This window comes from Hydrocoleum sp. CS-953 (genome assembly GCF_002260545.1).
Classification (GTDB): Bacteria; Cyanobacteriota; Cyanobacteriia; order Cyanobacteriales; family Microcoleaceae; genus Trichodesmium.
Genome location: NZ_LGSU01001165.1, coordinates 1 through 7,475 on the forward strand (window position 1 = coordinate 1; position 7,475 = coordinate 7,475).

Annotated in this window: 5 protein-coding genes and 3 pseudogenes; 2 read left to right on the plus strand and 6 right to left on the minus strand. The window is 39.3% G+C overall.

Annotated elements, in window-relative coordinates:
- Nucleotides 1-437 precede the first annotated feature (437 nt).
- The 3 genes and pseudogenes from AFK68_RS18615 to AFK68_RS18625 form a co-directional block, all read right to left on the minus strand.
- Nucleotides 438-719 (minus strand): annotated as a pseudogene (locus tag AFK68_RS18615) (elongation factor G); the annotation flags it as partial.
- A gap of 1 nt (nt 720) precedes the next feature.
- Nucleotides 721-2,743, minus strand: a pseudogene (gene fusA / locus AFK68_RS18620) (elongation factor G); the annotation flags it as partial.
- 903 nt (nt 2,744-3,646) lie between these two features.
- Nucleotides 3,647-4,492 carry a universal stress protein gene (locus AFK68_RS18625; RefSeq protein ID WP_094674052.1) on the minus strand — a complete coding sequence of 282 codons (846 nt, stop codon included), beginning with the start codon at nt 4,490-4,492 and terminating at the stop codon, nt 3,647-3,649.
- A gap of 105 nt (nt 4,493-4,597) precedes the next feature.
- Between AFK68_RS18625 and AFK68_RS18630 the strand changes: the two genes are divergently transcribed.
- Nucleotides 4,598-4,936, plus strand: a 339-nt coding sequence (locus AFK68_RS18630) for a thioesterase family protein (protein WP_210407491.1), incomplete at its 3' end; no start/stop codon positions are given.
- A 1-nt stretch (nt 4,937) separates the two neighbouring features.
- Nucleotides 4,938-5,295 (plus strand): annotated as a pseudogene (locus tag AFK68_RS18635) (acyl-CoA thioesterase); the annotation flags it as partial.
- 773 nt (nt 5,296-6,068) lie between these two features.
- On the opposite strand, the gene AFK68_RS18640 reads toward AFK68_RS18635, so the two are convergent.
- The 3 genes from AFK68_RS18640 to AFK68_RS18645 form a co-directional block, all read right to left on the minus strand.
- Nucleotides 6,069-6,200: a KGK domain-containing protein gene (locus AFK68_RS18640; protein ID WP_256386605.1), complete on the minus strand. Its 132-nt coding sequence runs from the start codon at nt 6,198-6,200 to the stop codon at nt 6,069-6,071.
- Between the two features lie 89 nt (nt 6,201-6,289).
- Entirely contained in the window at nt 6,290-6,439 is a 150-nt protein-coding gene (locus AFK68_RS37025) for a hypothetical protein (RefSeq protein ID WP_168186541.1), read from the minus strand.
- Between the two features lie 70 nt (nt 6,440-6,509).
- Entirely contained in the window at nt 6,510-7,271 is a 762-nt protein-coding gene (locus tag AFK68_RS18645) for a YebC/PmpR family DNA-binding transcriptional regulator (protein WP_094674056.1), read from the minus strand.
- Nucleotides 7,272-7,475 lie beyond the last annotated feature (204 nt).

A 7,475-nucleotide genomic window follows, 5' to 3' on the forward strand; every position in this document is an offset into this window, starting at 1 on the left:
AGGGTAGTCCTCAGGAGTCGTAGGGGCGTTTCATGTCGCGCAGCGAAACGGCCGTTAGCTTCGCATAACTATCGTTAACGCCCGTACAGTCCTCAGGAGGAATGGGAATTATAGAGGAGGCAGGAGGAAGAATAGTAAGAGTGATTTTTCTGCCATAATCTACCCAAAATGCTCACAATTTCTGCTTGATCAACCAAAAAGCTGGTACTTTTTCCAGACCTAAAATTGCTCAAACCTTTATTCGTCAATGCTTTGATATTTAATCAGCAAGCCCTATATAGTTTCATGCAACAAAGCCTTTCTCCAGTCAAAAATAAAAAAATACAGGGCATCAATACTTAAATTCTCCGCCCTGTATATGTTCAAATTAACCAAGCATTCAGCTTTTCCTACGAAAATAGCTGATAGCTGATAGCTGACTGCTCACTGCTGAATGCTTATTTAGCTTTAGCTTCTTGACGCTCTTTAGCTTCCTTAATTACCACTTCTGCAACATTACTAGGACAAGGTGCATAATGAGAAAACTCCATTGAGAACTGACCTCTACCAGAAGTCATAGTCCGCAAGTCACCAATATAGCCAAACATCTCACTCAATGGCACATCTGCTTTAATACGACTACCAGTTGCTGTCGAATCTTGAGACTTAATCATTCCCCGACGACGGTTAATATCTCCAATAACATCACCAACATGATCGTCAGGAGTAAACACATCAACNGTGCATAATGAGAAAACTCCATTGAGAACTGACCTCTACCAGAAGTCATAGTCCGCAAGTCACCAATATAGCCAAACATCTCACTCAATGGCACATCTGCTTTAATACGACTACCAGTTGCTGTCGAATCTTGAGACTTAATCATTCCCCGACGACGGTTAATATCTCCAATAACATCACCAACATGATCGTCAGGAGTAAACACATCAACCTTCATTATCGGTTCCAGCAACTGAGGAGCAGCTTTAGAAAAAGACTGACGATAAGCAGCTTTCGCAGCAATTTCAAAAGCGATCGCTGAGGAGTCAACCGGGTGGAAAGCACCATCAGTTAATGTGAACTTCATATCCACACAAGGATAACCAGCTAACATACCCTTTTCAAAGCTAAACTCAAAGCCCTTTTGTACAGCAGGCCAAAATTCTCTCGGAACATTTCCACCAGTCACCTTTGACTCGAACTGGAAACCTTCACCAGTTTCAGAAGGTTCCATCACATAATCAATCTTAGCAAATTGACCAGAACCACCAGACTGCTTCTTGTGAGTATAACTATCTTCAAGACGCTTAGTAATAGATTCACGATAAGCTACCTGTGGTTTACCAACTTCCACATCAACCCCATAAGTCCGCTTGAGAATATCAACTTTAATATCCAAATGTAATTCACCCATACCCTTGATGATGGTTTCGTTACTTTCAGCATCTGTCTCAACTCTGAAAGATGGGTCTTCCTGAACCATTTTACTCAATGCCAAACCCAGTTTTTCCACAGAACCTTTGTCCTTAGCTGCCACAGCAATAGAAATTACCGGGTCAGGGAACACCATCGGTTCCAAAGTAGCGGGTTGTTTGGGGTCGCAGAGAGTATGGCCAGTTTGCACATTCTTCATCCCCACAATAGCAACAATGTCCCCTGCTTGAGCAGATTCAATTTCTTCGCGGGAGTCGGCGTGCATTTCTACCAAACGTCCAACTCTCTCAGTTTTACCTGTAAAAGTATTGAGAATTGTGTCACCTTTAGACAAAGTACCGGAATAGATGCGAGTAAAGGTCAAAGCACCATATTTATCGTCCATAATTTTAAAGGCCAAAGCACGCAGAGGCTTTTCTGGATCAACATAGGCAAAGTTACCAGTCTCGTGACCTTCTAGGTCAATCTCAGGTTGTGGTTTTATTTCAGTGGGGTTAGGCAAGTAATCTACAACTGCATCAAGTACCAACTGGACGCCCTTATTTTTGAAAGATGAGCCACAGTAGGTGGGGAAGAAAGCCAGATCCTTAGTTCCCTTACGAATACAACGTTTCAGGGTGTCAACATCTGGTTCTTCTCCTTCCAGATATTTTTCCATTACATCATCGTCTTGCTCAATAGCAGTTTCAACCAACATTTCCCGATATTTCTCGACATCATCAGTCATATTCTCTGGAATGTCTTTAATCTCGTATTTGGTTGGGTCTCCAGAATCATCCCAAACCCAAGCCTTGCGGGTTAGTAGATCCACAACTCCCACAAATTCAGTTTCAATACCAATTGGTAATACCATTACTAATGGCTTGGCCGCGAGTATATCTTCAACCTGCTTGACAACTCTGTAGAAATCTGCTCCTGTCCGGTCAAGCTTATTTACATAGATAATCCGAGCAACTTTAGAATCATTAGCATAACGCCAGTTAGTTTCAGATTGGGGTTCTACACCACCAGAGCCACAGAATACACCTACACCACCATCAAGTACCTTGAGAGAACGATATACCTCGATGGTAAAGTCAACGTGGCCAGGGGTATCAATAATATTTAATTGGCAATCTTTCCAGAAACAGCTTGTAGCGGCAGACTGAATCGTAATGCCCCGCTCTTGCTCCTGTTCCATAAAGTCTGTTGTCGCGGCACCTTCGTGGACCTCACCGATTTTATGGATTTTTCCGGTTAGTTTCAATATTCTTTCTGTTGTGGTGGTTTTGCCCGCGTCAACGTGGGCGAAGATGCCGAAGTTGCGATATTTAGTGAGGTCTTTTTTCATGTTTAACTCTTTTGTCAGATGTTACAAATTGTACTCTTTTAGTATTACACATAGGGTATTTATTTGACCAAACAATAAGGTCAATAGCCTCGCCTTGGATCGGGGATGAAAAAGCGGTCGTTTCGGCGCTTGAGCCGACATGAAAAGCCGAGCTTCCCGTAGGGTGAGATGGGGAGGAGACTTCGCCATATCTAATCCGACCAAGAGAAAATCAACTTCAGTATTTCAAGTCTCTAAGTTTCAGCAAGTGGTACTGATAACTGATAACTGATAACTGATAGGCTGGCCCTTAGCTGAGGCTGGATTGTCCCAATAATGGTATGAAATCCTATTTTATTCCCTTAGTTATATTGCTGATTGTAAAGTATATTGNGGGAAAAAAGCGGTCGTTTCGGCGCTTGAGCCGACATGAAAAGCCGAGCTTCCCGTAGGGTGAGATGGGGAGGAGACTTCGCCATATCTAATCCGACCAAGAGAAAATCAACTTCAGTATTTCAAGTCTCTAAGTTTCAGCAAGTGGTACTGATAACTGATAACTGATAACTGATAGGCTGGCCCTTAGCTGAGGCTGGATTGTCCCAATAATGGTATGAAATCCTATTTTATTCCCTTAGTTATATTGCTGATTGTAAAGTATATTGACCAAAAATTAGCGTTGGGTGGGCAAAGATTTGACCATTCTATAGCTCTATGTGTAAGTCAAAAGTCAAAAGTAATCTATGACTTATATCAGTACCTCCCCTTGAAGTCGGAGGCTTGAAAATCTGGAATTTTCTTTTTTATGAGGACTTACGCAGAGGTACTATAGTTTATATATATAATATATATAGAGTTAAAAAACTATAACGTTATAGTTTTGAACTCTATATACATGGTTCATGCGTAAGTCCTATAAATCATACTTTAACGGACTAACAATACAGGACAATTAGCATAAACCCTTACATAGTCTGATGCAGAATCTCCTAAGAGTCTATCAAGGTCTATCAGACTCTTAGCACTTGATGGACGGCGATCAGGAGAACCCACTATTAATAGATCCACATTCAATTCCTGGGAGATTTTACAAATTTCCGGCCCAGGCTTACCACTGCCACTCACACAGCGATATTTTTGAATACCCTTTCTTTTCGCTTCTTTTAAAGCTTCGACTATAACAGGATCTTTTTCGGCATCAGCAGTATAATCTTGACTTGATTTTCCACTTATATCTTTCTTCAAATGACTCAAAATTAATTCTCCCCCAGGAATTTGATTCACCAAGGAAATGCCCATGTTTAGAGAATTTTTCCCTTCTTCTGATGAGTCTAGAGCAACCATCACCCGCTTAATTTTTTTGACATAGACATCATCTTTTACCAGTAGCATTGGATGGGAAGTTAACTGGAAAACATATTGACTAACCGAATTTTCCAGAATAGCTTGCAGTTTGCCTAATCCCCGGGAACCCATAATAATCAGCTCAGATTCTTCTTCATCAGCCACTTGACAAACAATATCTTTAGGGTCTCCTTGCTTGAGTCGAGGATTGACTTTTTTTGGATCTACCCTTAAAGAGTCCACGGCCTCTGCCAGAATTTTTCCACCTTCCTCTAACTTGGCGGACATACCTTCTGAACTTACTTGAGGGGGTACAACGTGCAATACAGTCACAGATGCTGCCTGAAAATAGGGAATTTCTATCAACATATTGAACATCTGTTCACATAATCCCCGACCAGCAACAGCTACCAAAATTTTGTTTATCATATCTTAAGTTAAGCGAATCAGATAATAATAGTCTTTCAAACTAGCATAAATCCCTAATGGCAATGGTAAGTTTTAGAAATGTAGAGTTTTAGAAATTTTTGTAAAGTGGCCTCATCAGAACAATCTCAACCTCAGTTACCTACCAGTGCAATTGAAAGTCAGTCCATTCAAAAACCGGAAGTCTGGTTTGAATATGTAGTTCGGGTCCATCCACATCATACAGACTATGCTGGTATTGTTTGGCATGGAACTTATATTTCCTGGATGGAGGAGGCGCGAGTCGAAAGTTTGCGTTCCATTGGTATTGAATTTGCTGAGTTGGTTAACCTTGGTTGTGATTTACCAGTAGTCGAACTTTCGGTAAGGTATCATAAACCCGTGAAGTTGGGTATGGTAGTTGTAGTGAAGACCCGGATGGCAAATAGTGAAGGGGTGAGGTTGGATNTATTGTTTGGCATGGAACTTATATTTCCTGGATGGAGGAGGCGCGAGTCGAAAGTTTGCGTTCCATTGGTATTGAATTTGCTGAGTTGGTTAACCTTGGTTGTGATTTACCAGTAGTCGAACTTTCGGTAAGGTATCATAAACCCGTGAAGTTGGGTATGGTAGTTGTAGTGAAGACCCGGATGGCAAATAGTGAAGGGGTGAGGTTGGATTGGGATTACCAAATTCAATCTTTGGATGGTAAAGAATTGTATGTTACTGCGAAAGTGACATTAGTAACTGTTGACAAAGAAAAAGGCAAAATTATGCGTCGTTTACCTCCAGCAGTGGAAGCAATTTTGACCAAGCTTTCGACATAATTTTTGTTATTAACTATTATGTCTGAATTTACTATAGTTAATTAATTATAACAGGTAGGTAGGGTTGGAGAAAAAAACTGTAATATAGAATCCGGGTAATTAGTTATCGTACCACTTAGGAGTCAGGATTCGTAGGGGCGTTTCATGTCGCGCAGCGAAACGGCCGTTAGCTTCGCATAACTATTGTTAACGCCTCTACAGGAGTCAGGAGAAAGAAAGTATTTGAATAGTATGAATTTTTCAATTCGTATTCAATACAACATCTGTCAGTTGAGAAAGTAATTTTGCAATTACTGTATAACCGGATTTTATATAACAGGACTTACGCAGAGGTACTATATATAGAGTCAAAAAACTATAACGTTCTAGTTTTGAACACTATATACATGGTCTTTGCGTAAGTCCTATGTAGTATCATTTATCAACAACTTTTCTATATTTACTTGAGCAAGGGAGTAGGGAAGTGGGGGAGAAGTAAAAGTAAGAATAATGAACGTTAAATCACCTTAAATTAGCACAAAGGTGATTTAGCCTGTATTAATTACTTAATAGCTGAAGTGTTACCCAAGTATAGCATTAATGCATGGGAATTGGTATAACTGAAGCTTATTTCCAGGAGCAACACAACTCTAAACATAATATTTGTTAGGTTATCTCTAAAGGGAGAAAGTTATATTTCTTCAACCAAACCTAAAAATACTAAATTATTTAGCAAATTATTCTTGAGCAATTAGAGTTTTTAGACTATACGAACTTTGCCCTTCATTGAATTATTATAAGTTTTGATAATTATCTCTCTGTCGAATATCATCTAAAGGAGATTCATCGGTATTAGGTTCATCTGGACAAAATTCTACAATAACTCTAACTCTCATTTTTCCCTTTTGCCAACCATCACTTCCTATTCTTAATAATTAACAATCTACACCATCACCAAACCATTGATATTCACCCCTACTTCTAGTATTAGAATTATAATACTGGGTCTTAATTTCTACACCCCTTCGTTTACTGGTTTTTGCAATAAGCTTTTAATCACATCAGACATAACTTTTCTAATTTGATTTACTTTAAATATTCCTGAAGCAAATGAATATACATCATCTTCACGGTTATTTTCTAAATATCTATGATTATTATTCATCTAAAATAAGATACTTTTATTAAACGATAATTCCCAGACAAATTGCCTGGGAAAGAATTGTATATCTAATCTAAACTAAAACACTAGAAACAAGCTCATTTGCTATATCAAAATTAGCTGTAACATTCTGGACATCATCAAGGTCATCAAGAGCATTCATTAACTTGAGCAGCGATCGAGCTTGGTCCGCATCAGTAACCTCAACAGTATTACTAGAAATCCACCTAAACTCTACCTCACTTACATCAAAGCCTTTTTCTCGTAATACCTGACTGAGATTTTCCAAATTAGTAGTTTCAGTAAATACCTCTGCACCCTGAAAATCATCTTCCGAAATCATTTCATAATATTCTGCTTCCCCTTCCACAGATGCTTCCAATAACTCATCCTCATCAACAGACCCCTTAATAGTCACCACACCTTTTTGGTCAAACATCCAACTAACACAACCAGTCTCACCCAAATTACCACCATTTTTAGTAAACGCACTTCTCAGGTCTGCTGCTGTACGGTTACGGTTATCTGTCAGTGCTTCAATTAAAATAGCTATACCTCCCACACCATAACCCTCATAACGAATCTCCTCCAGTTGACTTCCATCATTTAACTGACCCGAACCTTTAGCGATCGCCCGCTCAATATTATCATTAGGAATACCTGCCTCCTTCGCCTTCTCTATCGCCGTGCGTAACTGAAAATTACCAGCGGGGTCAGCACCACTACGAGCAGCAACAATAATTTGGCGAGATACTTTAGCGAAAACTTTCCCTTTAACAGCATCAACTCTTGCTTTTTGGCGTTTAATATTTGCCCACTTACTATGTCCTGCCATAAAATCAAATTAAAAAATACATCCTCACTTCAGCAATTTTGATAACTATCCAACAGCCAAAAAAAACCTATTAAATAGTTACCAGATTGTTATACAATAGTACATTGTTGTTTTTTATTTTTTCCTTTAAAACCAACTCGTTATACCAAGTACCAAAAGTAATGCTATACGAATTGTGATACTTCAATTATTAAGTAATTAACA

Coding starts and splice junctions, on each gene's coding strand:
- AFK68_RS18645 (WP_094674056.1), bottom strand. CDS start 7,271: ATGGCAGGACATAGTAAGTGGGCAAATATTAAACGCCAAAAAGCAAGA.
- AFK68_RS37025 (WP_168186541.1), bottom strand. CDS start 6,439: ATGAATAATAATCATAGATATTTAGAAAATAACCGTGAAGATGATGTA.
- AFK68_RS18625 (WP_094674052.1), bottom strand. CDS start 4,492: ATGATAAACAAAATTTTGGTAGCTGTTGCTGGTCGGGGATTATGTGAA.